Consider the following 14,796-nt stretch of genomic DNA (forward strand, 5'->3'; position numbering starts at 1 on the left):
TCCGTTCCTTTCCATGCGGGAGGGACGTCAGTCGCGACCGGGCTGGCGACTGACCCATGCGCGCCGACGCGTGCGAGTGTTTCCCGCCATGGCCTGTTTCCGCTGCGGCAGGATGCCCCGTTCGTTCTGGCTCGAACCAGAATCTCCGGCGAGTCGATGCCCACGAGGCATCGAAGTTTCCCGTCGCGACTGACGTCGCCCCCACAAGGCGGGATGGCGTGATGCGGCGACACCTCGGCGACCCGTTCTGACACTATGACTTCCTCTCCCGGCCCCGACTCCCCATGACCGCTCAAACCCGCCCCCGCTGGTTCGTTCCCGGCGATCTCAACGGCTTCTTCGGCCTGGTCGTGGACAACCTGTCCATCCTCGGCTTCATCTCCGCCGCGCTGATCGGCATCTTCCAGTTCCCGGCCGAGGTGGTGTTCACCCGGATGTTCCCGGGCACCGCGCTGGGCGTGCTGGTGGGCAACCTCATCTACACCTGGATGGCGCACCGGCTGGCCGCGCGCACCGGACGCGACGACGTCACCGCGATGCCGCTGGGGCTGGACGCGCCGACCAGCATCGGCATGGCGCTGCTGGTGCTCGGTCCTTCGTTCGTCGCCTTCAGGCAACAGGGAATGGACCCGCAGGCGGCGGCCATCGCCACCTGGCAATTGGGCATGGCCTCGCTGGTGGTGATGGGCGTGCTGAAGCTGGTGCTGTCGTTCTGCGGCGACGCCATCACCCGCGCGGTCCCGCGCGCGGCGTTGCTGGGGTCGATCGGTGGCGCGGCGTTGACCCTGCTGGGCTTCCTGCCACTGATCGAGACCCTGCGCTCGCCGGTGGTGGGCTTCGTCACCTTCGGACTGCTGCTGTACGTGCTGATCGCCAAGGGCAAGCTGCCGGTGAAGATCCCGGGCGTGCTGCTGGCCTTCATCGTCGGCACCGCGCTGTACTACGGACTGGGTCTGGCCGGTCTGGGCACGCCGGGCTTCAAGCTGCCCGATGCGGTGCCGCTGAGTTTCACCCTGCCGCTGCCGACGCTGGGTTTCCTCGACGGCCTGCCGCACACCGTCCCGTATCTGCCGCTGCTGCTGCCGTTCGGCCTGCTGATGGTGGTCGGTGGCATCAACGTCAGCGAGAGCGCGCGCGCGGCCGGCGACGACTACCGCACCCGCGACGTGCTGCTGGCCGAGGCCATCTCCACGCTGGTGGCCGGGTTCTGCGGCGGCGTGGCGCAGACCACGCCCTATATCGGCCAGCCGGCCTACAAGCACATGGGCGCGCGGCTGGGCTACACGCTGCTGACCGGATTGTTCATCGGTCTGGGCGGCATCCTCGGTTACGTGTCGGGCCTGGTGCAGTGGCTGCCGATCGCGGTGCTGGCGCCGATCATCGTCTACGTCGGCCTGGACATCACCGTGCAGGCCTTCCACGAAAGTCCGCGCCCGCACGCGCCGGCGGTGGCGTTGGCGTTCCTGCCTTCGATCGCCTATCTGCTGGTGATCAAGGTCGGCAATCCGGCCTGGATCGCGCCGGACAATTTCGCCGCGCTCTACAACGGCGTGGATGGGCACGGTCTGCCGGATCTGGCCGCGATCGTGACGCTTGGCAACGGTTTCATCATCACCGCGATGATCTGGTCGACCGCGCTGGTCGCGATGATCGATCAGCGCTTCCGCCGCGCCGCGGTGGTGCTGCTGATCGGCGCCGTGCTGACCCTGTTCGGCTTCATCCACTCGGTGGATCCGCGCGGCAGCATTTACCTGCCGTGGGATGTGCAGGGGCTGCCGAAGGCGATCCTGTGGCAGTTCTTCGGCGCGTATGTCGCGCTGGCGACGCTGCTGGGGTTGCTGTCGCTGCAGAAGCAGGGCCAGGACTCACATTGATTGGAACTGTGCGGGGTGACCTGAAATCGCCCCGCCCGCTGCCTAGCATGCGCCTTCGTCGGGTGGGCAAGGAAACGGCGCGTGGTTTCAACAAAAGGCGGGCACATGTCCGCGGTCGTCTTCGCGGCGGCGCTTTTATGCGTTGCGGTGCCCTGCATGGGTGCCTCGTTCGATTGCCGCAAGGTGGCCACGGAAGTCGAGCATCTCATCTGTGGTTCGGCTGAAGTCGACCATGCGGACAAACGGATGGGCGAAGTCTACGCCGCACTGATGGCGGACCTGCCGGAACCGGCGAGGCGGGAATTGCGGAACGACCAGCGCAAGTGGTTGGCATTCCGGGATCAATGCCTGGGCCAGCGGAACAGCCAGGATTGCCTTGTCGTCAACATCAATGTGCGGCGGGACGAGCTGCGTGATCGCCTGGATGCGATCCCCGGCCGGCCCGTCGATGTCTACCCGCCCCCTCCGTGCGTTCCCCGCCAATCGCCGCCCATGACGGGTTTGCGGGGCATCCTGTGGCTGGTTTTTTCCTCCAAGGCCGATCGAGAGGAGCGGGCGCGGCGTGACGCCGCGGCGCAATGTCGCTGAGCTCAAAGGCATCCATCGAAGCAGCGCGACTCTTGCCGGATCCCAGGGGCAGGAGAAGCGTAGATTGCTGAGAGGCAGGAGCCTTTCTATGCCAGCAGCCAGGCCAGCTTGCGCGCCTTTGGCAAGCGCTTGATCTCCCATTCCGCGCGCGAGGCGCTGGCGCGATCCGGGTAGGCGCGGCTGCCGAGGATCCGCTCGGGAGGATGCGCGCGGGTATAGCGGGCGCCCCTGCCGGCCAGATGGGCCTGGAAGCGGGCCTCCAGATCGGTGGTGATGCCGGCGTAATAGCTGCCGTCCCGGCACAGCAGCAGGTAGAGGTGCCAGGAAGGGGACGGGACGGCCATGGTCGGATTATGGCCGCTGAACCCGCGTCTCAACAGACCTTGAAACAGCCTTCGCCAGCCGCATCTGGGTACCATTGCCGGCGCTCGCCCGGCCTCTTCTTCCCGAGGTACTCCCGATGCGGATGGACAAGCTCACCTCGCGTTTCCAGCAGGCGCTGGCGGACGCGCAGTCGTTGGCCGTGGGCCGCGACAACACCATGATCGAACCGGTCCACGTGCTGACCGCGCTGCTCGACCAGACCGGCGGCAGTACCCGGCCGCTGCTGGCCCAGGCCGGCGCCAACATTCCCCTGCTGCGCGAGCGGCTGGGCGAAGCGCTGGACAAGCTGCCCAAGGTCAGCGGCCAGCCGGGCAATCTCTCGATCGGCAACGATCTGGGCCGCCTGCTCAACGTCACCGACAAGCTGGCGCAGGAAAACGGCGACCAGTACATCGCCAGCGAATGGTTCCTGCTGGCGACGCTGGACGATACGGGCGCGGCCGGCCAGGAACTGAAATCCAGCGGCGCCAACAAGCAGAAGCTGCGTGCGGCCATCGACAAGCTGCGGGGAGGCGAGAAGGTGCAGTCCGAGAACGCCGAGGAACAGCGCCAGGCGCTGGAGAAGTACACCATCGATCTGACCGAGCGCGCCGAGAGCGGCAAGCTGGATCCGGTGATCGGCCGTGACGAGGAAATCCGCCGCACCATCCAGGTCCTGCAGCGCCGGACCAAGAACAATCCGGTGCTGATCGGCGAACCCGGTGTGGGCAAGACCGCGATCGTCGAGGGGCTGGCGCAGCGCATCGTCAACGGCGAGGTGCCCGAGGGCCTGCGCGGCAAGCGCGTGCTGTCGCTGGACATGGGCGCGCTGATCGCCGGCGCCAAGTTCCGCGGCGAGTTCGAGGAACGCCTGAAGGCCGTGCTGAACGATCTGTCGAAGAACGAGGGCCAGATCATCCTGTTCATCGACGAACTCCACACCATGGTCGGCGCCGGCAAGGCCGAGGGCGCGATGGATGCCGGCAACATGCTCAAGCCGGCGCTGGCGCGCGGCGAACTGCACTGCATCGGCGCGACCACGCTGGACGAGTACCGCAAGTACGTGGAGAAGGACGCCGCGCTGGAGCGCCGCTTCCAGAAGGTCTTCGTCGGCGAACCCAGCGTCGAGGACACCATCGCCATCCTGCGCGGCCTGAAGGAAAAGTACGCCGTGCACCACGGCGTGGAGATCACCGATCCGGCCATCGTTGCCGCCGCCACGCTGTCGCACCGCTACATCGCCGATCGGCAGTTGCCCGACAAGGCGATCGACCTGATGGACGAGGCGGCCAGCCGCATCCGCATGGAAATCGATTCCAAGCCGGAAGAGATGGACCGGATGGAGCGGCGCCTGATCCAGCTGAAGATCCAGCGCGAGGCGCTGAAGAAGGAAAAGGACGCGCAGTCGAAGCAGCGTCTGGCCGATCTGGAAAGCGAGATCGACAGCCTGCAGAAGGAGTTCAGCGATCTGGAGGAAATCTGGAAAGCCGAAAAGGCCACCCTGACCGGCGCGACGAAGATCAAGGAGCAGATCGAGCGCGCCAAACTCGACCTGGAGGCCGCGCAGCGCCGGCAGGACTACGCGCGCATGAGCGAAATCCAGTACGGCCAGCTGCCCTCGCTGGAGAAGCAGCTCACCGCCGCGCAGGAGGCCGAACAGAAGGGCTTCAGGCTGTTGCAGGACAAGGTGACCGACGAGGAGATCGCCGAAGTTGTCTCGCGCTGGACCGGCATTCCGGTCAGCAAGATGCTGGAAGGCGAGCGCGAGAAACTGCTGAAGATGGAAGATGTCCTGCGCCATCGCGTGATCGGCCAGGAGGAAGCTATCAAGGTGGTTTCCGACGCGGTGCGGCGTTCGCGCGCCGGCCTGTCCGACCCCGACCGGCCCTCGGGGAGCTTCCTGTTCCTCGGCCCGACCGGTGTCGGCAAGACCGAGCTGTGCAAGGCGCTGGCCGAGTTCCTGTTCGACTCGTCCGATGCGATGGTCCGCATCGACATGAGCGAGTTCATGGAGAAGCACGCGGTCAGCCGCCTGATCGGCGCGCCCCCGGGCTACGTGGGCTACGAGGAAGGCGGCTACCTGACGGAGGCGGTGCGTCGGCGTCCGTACAGCGTGATCCTGCTGGACGAAGTGGAAAAGGCGCATCCGGATGTATTCAACATCCTCCTGCAGGTGCTGGACGATGGTCGCCTGACCGACGGCCAGGGCCGCACGGTGGATTTCCGCAATACCGTGATCGTGATGACCTCCAATCTGGGCTCCAGCCTGATCCAGGAGCTGTCCGATGACAGCCCGGAGAGCTATACCCAGATGAAGGCCGCGGTGATGGGCGTGGTGCAGGCGCATTTCCGGCCGGAGTTCATCAACCGGCTGGACGATATTGTCGTGTTCCATCCGCTGGACAAGGCGCAGATCCGCGAAATCGCGCGCATCCAGACCCGCTACCTGGCCAAGCGCCTGGCCGAACGCCAGATCACGCTGGAGATCGACGACTCGGCGCTGATGCTGCTGGGCAATGTCGGCTTCGATCCGGTATACGGCGCGCGGCCGCTGAAGCGCGCGATCCAGGCCCAGCTGGAGAACCCGCTGGCGCAGAAGATCCTGTCCGGCGAGTTCGGTCCGGGGGACGTCGTGCGGGTCAGCGCCGAAGGCGGACACCTGGCGTTCCACAAGCGCGGCTGACGCGGCGTGACGGCCATCGGGACGGTTGTTCCGTGGCCGTCGGTGGCGCTCCTGGCCGGTTCCGGGGTTCGATTGCGTTCCGGAGGTAGTGGACGTGCCCGATGCGCGTCCCTCTACCAGGGAAGCAAGTGAGCCCACAGCCAACGACAGGATGGTGGCGAAGCCGGACCGGCAAGATCCTCCTGTGGGGCCTGCTGTGCGTGCTCGCGCAGCAGGTGGCCATCGGTTATCGCATCGATTTCTTCGGCGGTACCGCCGAGGCGTCGCTGATCCACCTGCATGCCGGCCTGCTGCTGGCGTTGGCCCTGCTGGAAACCGATCGCCGGGTGGTGCTCGCCACCCTCGGCATCACCGCCGTGGGCTGGGCGGCGCGGCAATGGTCGATGGAGCCGGGACAGACGGCGCCGCTGGTGTGGGGCGCACTGATGTGGGTGCTGCTGTGCGCATGGACCCTGGCATGCGCGCAGTGGGCCGGCGGACCGGAGGCGCATGGCCGCCTGGATCGGCACGGACTTAGTCGTTTGGCGTTGTATGGCCTGCTGGTGTATCCGGCCGGATGCGCATTGCTGGGTGTCACCATGGTGGTGATCGCACCGCCCGCCGAGGCGCTGAGCGCGGCGTTCCAGATGTTCTTCGCCAAGCAGTTCGGGGTGGCGGTGATCACCCTGCCGCTGGTGGTGGTCTGGCGCGAAGGCCGGCAGTCGTTCCGCCGTGATCGCGCCGCCGGCTGGGCGTGGCCGCTGGCGCTGATCGCCGGCCTGGGCCTGAGCCTGTGGGCCTCGCAGGCGGTGCATGGCGGGCTCGCGGATCGTCCCGCCGTGGTGCTGATGGACTACCGCTTCGCCCTGTTCGTGGTGCTGGCCTGGTTCGTGCTGCGGCTGCCCCCGCGGCGCTCCATGCTCGCGCTGTCGGCGGCGCTGTTCTGCCTGGTGCTGGCGGTGTCCGAGAGCGCGGCCTACGGCAATACGGTGCTGGGTCTGTTCAACCTGCTGCATCTGGCGGCGGAGGTGAACATCCTGTTGCTGGCGATGCTGTACCTGTGGGTGATCAGCCGGGATCGGCGCGAACTGTCGCGCCGGCTGGCCGAGGAAATCCAGCGCGATACCCTCACCGGGCTGCCCAACCTGCGCGCGCTGCGCCGGCGCATGGCGGTGGCGCCGCCGCGACGGCGCGAACTCGGCTTCCTGTTGCTGGACAAGACCGATTCGCTGGTGACCGGCTACGGCCTAGACATGCAGGCCGCGGTGGTGGGCAGCATGGCCGAGCGCCTGTCGGATCTGGCGGATGTGTACGTGCTGGGCACCGGCCAGCTCGCATTGGTACCGGCGACAGACGCCGACGATGATGTCTGGGAGCGGTTGATCGTGCGGGTGGAGCATGCCGAGTTCGTGGCGGATGGCCAGCCGGTGCGATTGCTGCCCTATCTGGGCGTGGCCTCGCTGCCGGAGCCCGGGAGCGAACCGCTCGCCGACGTGGTGGATACCGCGCTGCTGAATGCATCGCACCTGGCCTTCGACGCTCGCCAGCACGGTGAAGTGCGGCCGCGCTACAGCGATATCGACGACGGCCGGCTGCGCCGCGCCCACCGCCAGCAATTGCAGGACGCGGCGACCGCGCTGGCCTGCCTGCGCAACGAGCGGCTGGTCCTGCACTTCCAGGCGATTCGTCGGCTGGAGCACGCGGCCGAACCGGCGCTGACGATTTCCGGCGAAGTCCTGTGCCGACTGCGCGACGAGGATGGCCGGCTGATTCCACCGGCGCGCTTCATGCGTCCGATCGAAGCCGCCGGCCGCGGCGCGGAACTGGATCTGGCGGTGATCAAGGCGTTGTTCCGGCTGCTGCGCAAGTATCCGGAGGCGCTGCCGTACTGCGAGCGCATCGCCATCAATCTGACCGGCCAGAGCCTGGCCTCGATGAGCTTCCAAGTGGAACTGCGCACCCTGCTGGCCGACTCGCCGCTGCCGTTGTCGGCGCTGTGCTTCGAGGTCACCGAGTCCGCCGCCATCTTCAGTACCTCGGTGGCGAGCCGGCTGCTGCGCGATCTGCGCGCGCGGGGCTGCCAGATCGCGATCGACGATTTCGGCACCGGAATGCAGAGTTTCGCGCGGCTGAAGGAACTGCCGGCGGACGTGATCAAGATCGACGGATCGTTCATCCGCAATGTCGCCCAGCACGGCAGCGATCACGCCCTGGTGCAGGCGACGGTGGCGGTGGCGGGCGTGTTCGGCGCCGAGACGGTGGCCGAGTTCGTGGAGAACGAGGTCACCGCCGAATGCCTCAGGGAACTGCGCGTGGACTGGGTGCAGGGCGATCTCTACTCGCCGCCCCGGCCGCTGTCGGAAATACTCGCCGAGGCGCTGCCGCGCGAACTGCAGTACGCGCCCTGATCGTTCCGGCCGGCGGTGTCAGCCGGTCGTGCGCAATGCGCGGTACGGCGGCGTGGCCATGACCATTTCCGCCAGCGAGAACGCCAGTTCGCGTTCGGCCAGCACCGCGCCGTCGGCGCCGTGCTCCAGCAGATGGCGCACTTCGGCGTCGCTGTGGGCGCGTGCCAGCAGGGTCAGGCCGGGGTTGATCGCGCGCAGCTTGGCGATGGCCTCGCCGGCCTCCAGCGGTTGCGGAATGGCCAGCACCGCGATCTTGGCGTTTTCCGGATGCGCCTCGGCCAGCACCTTGTCGGCGGCGGCGCTGCCGCGGATCGCGGGAATGCCCGCCGCGTGCGCGCGCTCGACGTGCTCGCCGTTGTCGTCGATGACGATCAGCGGCACGCCACGCTCGTGCAGCACATGCGCCAGCGAACTGCCCACCCGGCCATAGCCGATGATGATGGCGTGGTCCTGCACGTCCAGCGACGGGCCGGGCGGCGGTTCCGGCTCGACTTCCTTGGGCGCGGCGGCGTCCTGGCGCGCCTGCCAGCGGTCCAGCAGGCCGAAGATCAGCGGGTTGAGCATGATCGAGATCAGCGCGCCCGCCAGCACCAGATCATGGCCTTCCTTCGGCAGGATCTTCAGGTCCATGCCGAGGCCGGCGATGATGAAGGCGAATTCGCCGATCTGCGCGAGGCTGGCGGAAATGGTCAGCGCGGTCGAATTGGGGTGGCCGAACGCGCGCACGATCAGGTAGGCGGCGGCCGACTTGCCGAACAGGATGATGAAGGCGGTACCCAGCACCTCAAACGGATGCTCGACCAGGATGTTCGGATCGAACAGCATGCCGACCGAGACGAAGAACAGCACCGCGAAGGCGTCGCGCAGCGGCAGCGAGTCGTTGGCGGCCTTGTGGCTGAGCTCGGACTCGTTGAGCAGCATGCCGGCGAAGAACGCGCCCAGCGCGTAGGACACGCCGAACAGGGTCGCCGAACCGAACGCCACGCCCAGCGCGATGGCCAGCACCGACAGGGTGAACAGCTCGCGCGAACCAGTGCTGGCGGTGCGCTCCAGGATCCACGGAATCACCCGCCGGCCGACCACCAGCATCACCGTCACGAACAGGGCCAGCTTCAGCAGTGTCCAGCCCAGGCTGGCGATGATCGCGCCCGCGCTCAGCCCGCCGGTCTCGCCCTGCTGGCCGGCCAGCCCGCCAATCACCGGCATCATCACCAGCGCCAGCACGCACGCCAGATCCTCGACGATCAGCCAGCCCACCGCGATGCGTCCGCGCGAGGTGTCGAGCAGGCGCCGCTCCTCCATCGCGCGCAGCAGGACCACGGTACTGGCGGTGGCCAGCGAGAAGCCGAAGATGATGCCGTACAGCGTCGGCCAGCCCATCAGCGCGGCCAGGCCCCAGCCCAGCAGCGTGGCGGCGCTGATCTGCACCAGCGCGCCGGGGATGGCGATCCATTTGACCTCCATGAGGTCCTTCAGCGAGAAGTGCAGGCCCACGCCGAACATCAGCAGCATCACGCCGATCTCGGCGAGCTGCTTGGCCAGTTCCTGATCGCCGACGAAGCCGGGGCTGAAGGGCCCCACACAGATGCCCGCCACCAGATACCCGACCAACGGAGACAGCCGCAAGCGATTGGCCACCGCGCCCAGGACGAAGGCGAGGGCTAGGCCAATGGCGACGATGTTGATCAGGTCGGTGTCATGGTGCATCGAGGCTCGCGTTTTCTGGGGGAAAGGAGGTCGAGTTTCGCCGATGCGGCGTCGCTGCGGCAAACGGAAAACTGAGTGGCCTGTTCAGTTCCTGTCACGGGGAACGTTTCAGCAGGTTCCTGATGGTTACTATGATTCTCCCTTTTTCGCGCAACAAGACCGTGTCACCCAGAACCTGGATTCTTCCGACGACCGGATGGCTGTTTGCATGTCTGACCGTATCCGCGATTGCCGCGCCCACCAGAACCGAACGCCGCTGCGGCTGGTTCGAGAACCCGACGCCGGCCAATGCCACCCTGACCGACCGTGACGGGGTCTGGGAAATCGCTGCCCAAGGGGGATACCAGGCCAACGGCGACTGGCCACGGTTCGATGATGCGCAGTGGGTCAGGACCAATCGCCACCATGGGTACGGTTGTGCGTGTATCACCGCCGACGTCGATGCGCGTGACCGCAGGCTGGACAATCTCAGGCAGGCCAGCAGCCGTCCGCTTGAGGTCTGTCGCGAAGACAGATACCTGAGGGAGCCCGAAAGGCCCTGAGATCTCCGGCACAGGGAAGTACGCGCGAAGTCGGCGTCGAGCAAGAAAAAGCCCCGCGATGCGGGGCTTTTTTCATGTACGGGGACGGAGCCGGAGCATCACCAGTTGTAGCCGATGCGCCCGTACACGTAGGCGCCGTTGAAGCCCGCCGGCGACTGGCTGCTGTAGGGGAACTGGCCGCTGTTGGAGTTCGGGAAGATGGTGCGGTCCGGGTACTCGTCCAGCAGGTTGTCCGCGCCCAGGGTGAAGGTCCAGCCGTCCAGGCGATAGTTGGCCGAGGCATCCACCGTCCAGAGCGCGCCGTACTTCTGATCGTTGACCGGATTGCCGGTTTCGCTGACCCGGGTGGTGAATTCGCCGTAGCGGGTGGTGCCCAGGGCGAAATCCCATGCGGCCAGGTTCCAGACCGCGTTGAGGGTGAACTTGTCGCGCGGGTAGCCTTCCTCGATGCGGCCCTGTTCGTCGCGGCCCACGCGCCACAGGTTTTCGCCCAGCGCGGTCAGCTCCGGCGGGTTCGGCGCGATGCGGGTGATCTCGGTCTTGTTGCGGTTGTAGCCGGCGGTGAGGTTCAGCGTGCTGGAGGCCAGCGGGATCGAGTAGGTGCCGACCACGTCGACGCCACGCGTGCGGGTGTCGATGGCATTGTTGAAGTAACGCGCACTGGTCACGCCGTTGATGCCCAGGCTCGCGAGCAGCGCCTGCGCGGCGGTGTTGTTGGCCAGCAGCAGGTTGGACGAGAGCACGATGCGGTCGTCGATGTCGATCTGGTAGGCATCGATGGTGACGTACAGGCGTTCCACCGGTTGCAGCACCAGGCCCAGGCTGTAGGACAGCGACGTCTCCGCCTTCAGCGCCTCGGCGCCGAGCGCCTGCGCGACCGCGCTGGTGGCCGGGAAGGTGCCGGATTCGAAGAAGCGATCCACGCTCGCGTTGTACTGTGAGGTCACCACCTGGTAGTACTGCTGGGCCAGCGCCGGCGCGCGGAAGCCGCTGGCGACGGTGGCGCGCAGCGCGACCTTGTCGGTGAACGCGTAGCGGGCCGACAGCTTGCCGGAGGTCTCGCTGCCGAAATCCGAGTAGTCCTCGTAGCGCGCGGCGATGCCGGCGGAGAACCTGTCGCTGAAGTCCGCCTCCAGGCCGACGTAGGCGGCATAGCTGTGGCGATCCTCGTGCACGGCGTTGGCGGGGGTGAAGCCGCCGAAGCCCTGCGCGCCGCCGCCGGTGTAGGAATTCGGGTTGCCTGGCGACTGGTTCCACTTCTCGCTGCGGTACTCGGCGCCGAACGACAGCGTGGCCGGATAGGCCAGGCCCCAGTCCAGGGTCTTGGTGAAGTCGGCATTGAACAGGTTCTGGGTGTACTCCAGCGCGCCGTCGTAGAAGCGGCGCGGGCTGTTCGCGCCCAGGCTGTAGTTGATGCTGTTCCGGGTGTAGAAGAACAGCTTGTTGTAGCCGTAGTTGTAGCTGACGTCCCAGGTCCAGCCGCTGTCGGTGCCGCCCTTGAGGCCGGCGACCAGCGAACGATCCTTGGACACCTGGTTGATTTCCGGCACGTAGCCGTTCGGATAGACCTGCGGCACCAGCGCGTTGTGGCCCGGCGAGCGGTAGAACGCGAACGAGGTGATGTCGCGGTTGCTCAGGATCGTCGTCGCGTAGGCGCTGATGTTGTCGCTGAACTCGAAACCGGCGTTGGCCGATACCGCTTCGGCTTCCACCTTGGGGTCGCCATACACATAGGCGACCTCGCCGATGTCGGGATTGTTGCCGGTATTCGGCGACGTGCCGCGATACGGACCCGCGCGATCGGTCTCGTCCTGGCGGGTCACCTGGCCGGCCACGTGCACGAAGCCGCGCCCGTCGCCGAAACCGACGCCGGCGTCGCCGGCCAACTGGTACTGGCGGCCATCGCCCGCCGAGTACTGGCCTGCGTCGAGCACCAGGCTGCCGCCTTTTTCCGCGCCCTTGAGCACGATGTTGACCACGCCGGCGATGGCGTCCGAACCGTATTGCGCCGAGGCGCCGTCGCGCAGCACTTCGACGCGCGCGATCGAGGACACCGGAATGGCATTCAGGTCCACCGCCGAGGAGCCGCGGCCGATGGTGCCGTTGACATTGACCAGCGCGGACAGGTGGCGGCGCTTGCCGTTGACGAGGATCAGCACCTGGTCGGGAGACAACCCGCGCAGCTGCGCCGGGCGCACGCCGCTGGTGCCGTCGGTGATGGCCGGGCGCGGGAAATTCAGCGAGGGCAGGGCGCGCGCCAGGGCGGTCGCCAGTTCGGTGGTGCCGGTGGCCTGCAGCGCTTCCGGGGTGAGGATGTCGATGGGGGACTGGGATTCGGCCGCGGTGCGGTCGGCGACGCGCGTACCGGTGACAATGAGGGTGTCCAGGGTCTGCGGTTTCTGTTCGCTCTGGGCGAAGGCGGGCGCGGAGGCGAGGGCGAGGACGATGGCGGCGGACAGCGGAGAAAGCGTGCGGATCATGGGTACTCCAGTGCTCGGAACGGGATGCAGCGGCCGTGATGCGGCGGGTGCCGGCGGGGCGACGAGGCATGCCCGGAGGCATTGCTGCACCACAACATAACGTCAATTATTCGTTAACGAGTAGAATCGCGTCGCAGAACTTCTGCTTATGTGCTTATGCCGGTCGACGCGATCCCAAGGTCGTGATAGCCGGTGGCGGAAGTGCGTGTCAACGATTTATTAACAAATGTGAGACCTGTGTGGCGCCGTTCCGGCGCCGGCCCGGTTTCCGAGAACGGACTTTTTCATCGTGATTTCCCTGCGTAATTTCGCTCTCCGGCGCGGTGAGCGCCTGCTCCTGTCCAATGTCGATCTGGCTCTGCACGCGGGTTACCGCGTGGGCGTGGTCGGCCGCAACGGCACCGGCAAATCCAGCCTGTTCGCGGCCATCCGCGGTGAGCTGGAAGCCGACAAGGGCGACGTGGATCTCCCCGGCAAGGTGCGCATCGCCAGCGTGGCCCAGGAAACCCCGTCGCTGCCGGATCCGGCCATCGACTTCGTGCTGGGTGGCGACACCGAGGTGTCGGCCGCGCTGAAGGCCGAAGCCGACGCGATGGCGGCCGAGGACTGGGAAGCGGTGGCCACCGCGCACATCCGCCTGGAAGAAGTGGGGGGCTATGACGCCGCCGCGCGCGCCGGCAAGCTGCTGCACGGCCTGGGCTTTCCCGCCGATACCCACCAGCGCGCGGTGTCCGCGTTCTCCGGCGGCTGGCGCGTGCGCCTGAATCTGGCGCGCGCACTGATGATGCCCAGCGATCTGCTGCTGCTGGACGAACCGACCAACCACCTCGATCTCGACGCGGTGCTCTGGCTGGAGCAGTGGTTGCTGAAGTATCCCGGCACGCTGCTGCTGATCTCGCACGATCGCGAATTCCTCGACAACGTCGCCACCCACACCCTGCACCTGCATGGCGGCGGAGCGAAGTTGTACACCGGTGGCTACACCGACTTCGAGCGCCAGCGCGCCGAACAATTGCGCCAGCAGCAGATCGCGTTCGAGAAGGAACAGGCCGAACGCGCGCACCTGCAATCATTCATCGATCGCTTCAAGGCCAAGGCCAGCAAGGCGCGCCAGGCGCAAAGCCGGATGAAGCGGCTGGCGAAGCTGGCCGGCACCGAGGCGGTGCGGATGGAACGCGAGTTCCGCATCGAGTTCTCCCAGCCCAACCGCCTGCCGCATTCGCTTATCCGCATCAACCACGGCGAAGCCGGCTATTCCCTTCCCCCGCAGGCGGGGGAGGGAGCCATGGTCATCCTGCATGACGTGGGTTTCGGTCTGGAGGCCGGCGATCGCATCGGCCTGCTCGGTCCCAACGGCGCCGGCAAATCGACGCTGGTGAAGACGCTGGTCGGCGAACTTCCGCTGGTCGATGGCGAGCGCAGCGCACATCCGGATCTGCGCATCGGTTACTTCGCCCAGCACACGGTGGAGTCACTGCATGAAGGCCAGTCGCCGATCGACCACTTCCGCGAGCTCTCGCCGGATGCGTCGACCCAGTCGTTCCGCGATTTCCTCGGCAAATGGAATTTCCCCGGCGACCGCGCGTTCGAATCGGTGGATGGTTTCTCCGGCGGCGAGCGCGCGCGCCTGGCGTTGGCGCTGATCGCCTGGCAGCAACCCAACGTGCTGCTGCTCGACGAACCGACCAACCACCTGGATCTGGAAATGCGCGAGGCGCTGGCCGAGGCGCTCAGCGATTTCGACGGCGCCATCGTCATGGTCTCGCATGATCGTCATCTGATCGGCCTGGTCTGCGACACCTTCTGGCGGGTGGCCGACGGCAAGGTGGAACCGTTCGCGGGTGACCTGGACGAATACGCCGCCTGGCTGCGCACCCGTCCGGCCGCGCAGGGCACCAAGATACGCATGGCCGAAGCCGCGCCCACGCCGCCGCCCAAGCCGGCGCCGGCGCGCAAGCCGCCGAATCCGCACAAGCTGGCGGAAGCCGAGGCGCGCATGACCGGGCTGGAGGAACAACTGGCGGCGGTGGATGCCGAAATGGCGGATCCGCGCAGCTATGCCGATGCCGCGCGGGCGGCGGAACTGGGCCAGCAGCGCACGCGCCTGCAACAGGAACTGGAACAGGCCGAGCAGGCCTGGTCGGCGCTGTACGAGGCGGGTTGAGTGAACGG

At 66.9% G+C, this 14,796-nt stretch carries 9 protein-coding genes; 6 read left to right on the plus strand and 3 right to left on the minus strand.

The window, feature by feature from the left end; all coding sequences use genetic code 11:
- Positions 1 to 284: 284 nt before the first annotated feature.
- Together AC3DEZ_RS10550 and AC3DEZ_RS10555 are read left to right on the plus strand one after the other, a co-directional pair.
- Entirely contained in the window at positions 285 to 1,874 is a 1,590-nt protein-coding gene (locus AC3DEZ_RS10550) for a SulP family inorganic anion transporter (protein ID WP_488388164.1), read from the plus strand.
- A gap of 105 nt (positions 1,875 to 1,979) precedes the next feature.
- A complete protein-coding gene (locus AC3DEZ_RS10555; protein WP_488388165.1) occupies positions 1,980 to 2,462 on the plus strand; it encodes a lysozyme inhibitor LprI family protein in 483 nt (160 codons plus the stop codon).
- Between the two features lie 86 nt (positions 2,463 to 2,548).
- On the opposite strand, the gene AC3DEZ_RS10560 is transcribed toward AC3DEZ_RS10555, so the two are convergent.
- Complete coding sequence (locus AC3DEZ_RS10560) at positions 2,549 to 2,806, minus strand: GIY-YIG nuclease family protein (RefSeq protein WP_488388166.1); 258 nt, start codon at positions 2,804 to 2,806, stop codon at positions 2,549 to 2,551.
- Positions 2,807 to 2,922: 116 nt separating this feature from the next.
- Here AC3DEZ_RS10560 and clpB point away from each other — a divergent pair, with 116 nt between their 5' ends.
- Positions 2,923 to 5,508 carry an ATP-dependent chaperone ClpB gene (gene clpB, locus AC3DEZ_RS10565; RefSeq protein ID WP_488388167.1) on the plus strand — a complete coding sequence of 862 codons (2,586 nt, stop codon included), beginning with the start codon at positions 2,923 to 2,925 and terminating at the stop codon, positions 5,506 to 5,508.
- 128 nt (positions 5,509 to 5,636) lie between these two features.
- Positions 5,637 to 7,895 (plus strand): EAL domain-containing protein, encoded by a 2,259-nt coding sequence (locus AC3DEZ_RS10570; RefSeq protein ID WP_488388168.1) that lies wholly within the window; start codon positions 5,637 to 5,639, stop codon positions 7,893 to 7,895.
- Positions 7,896 to 7,913: 18 nt separating this feature from the next.
- Here the strand turns inward: AC3DEZ_RS10570 and ybaL are convergent, their stop codons facing one another.
- Positions 7,914 to 9,602, minus strand: coding sequence for a YbaL family putative K(+) efflux transporter (gene ybaL, locus AC3DEZ_RS10575; RefSeq protein ID WP_488388169.1), 1,689 nt, complete (start codon positions 9,600 to 9,602; stop codon positions 7,914 to 7,916).
- Positions 9,603 to 9,724: 122 nt separating this feature from the next.
- On the opposite strand from ybaL, the gene AC3DEZ_RS10580 reads away from it, so the two are divergent.
- The gene (locus AC3DEZ_RS10580; protein ID WP_488388170.1) at positions 9,725 to 10,144 is read left to right on the plus strand and encodes a DUF4087 domain-containing protein; all 420 of its coding nucleotides are present in this window, start codon (positions 9,725 to 9,727) and stop codon (positions 10,142 to 10,144) included.
- A 98-nt stretch (positions 10,145 to 10,242) separates the two neighbouring features.
- On the opposite strand, the gene AC3DEZ_RS10585 is transcribed toward AC3DEZ_RS10580, so the two are convergent.
- On the minus strand, positions 10,243 to 12,624 hold the full coding sequence (locus AC3DEZ_RS10585) for a TonB-dependent receptor plug domain-containing protein (protein ID WP_488388171.1): 2,382 nt from the start codon (positions 12,622 to 12,624) through the stop codon (positions 10,243 to 10,245).
- Between the two features lie 289 nt (positions 12,625 to 12,913).
- On the opposite strand from AC3DEZ_RS10585, the gene abc-f reads away from it, so the two are divergent.
- Positions 12,914 to 14,788, plus strand: coding sequence for a ribosomal protection-like ABC-F family protein (abc-f, locus tag AC3DEZ_RS10590; RefSeq protein WP_488388172.1), 1,875 nt, complete (start codon positions 12,914 to 12,916; stop codon positions 14,786 to 14,788).
- Positions 14,789 to 14,796 lie beyond the last annotated feature (8 nt).

Source organism: Pseudoxanthomonas sp. 134C1, assembly GCF_057773065.1.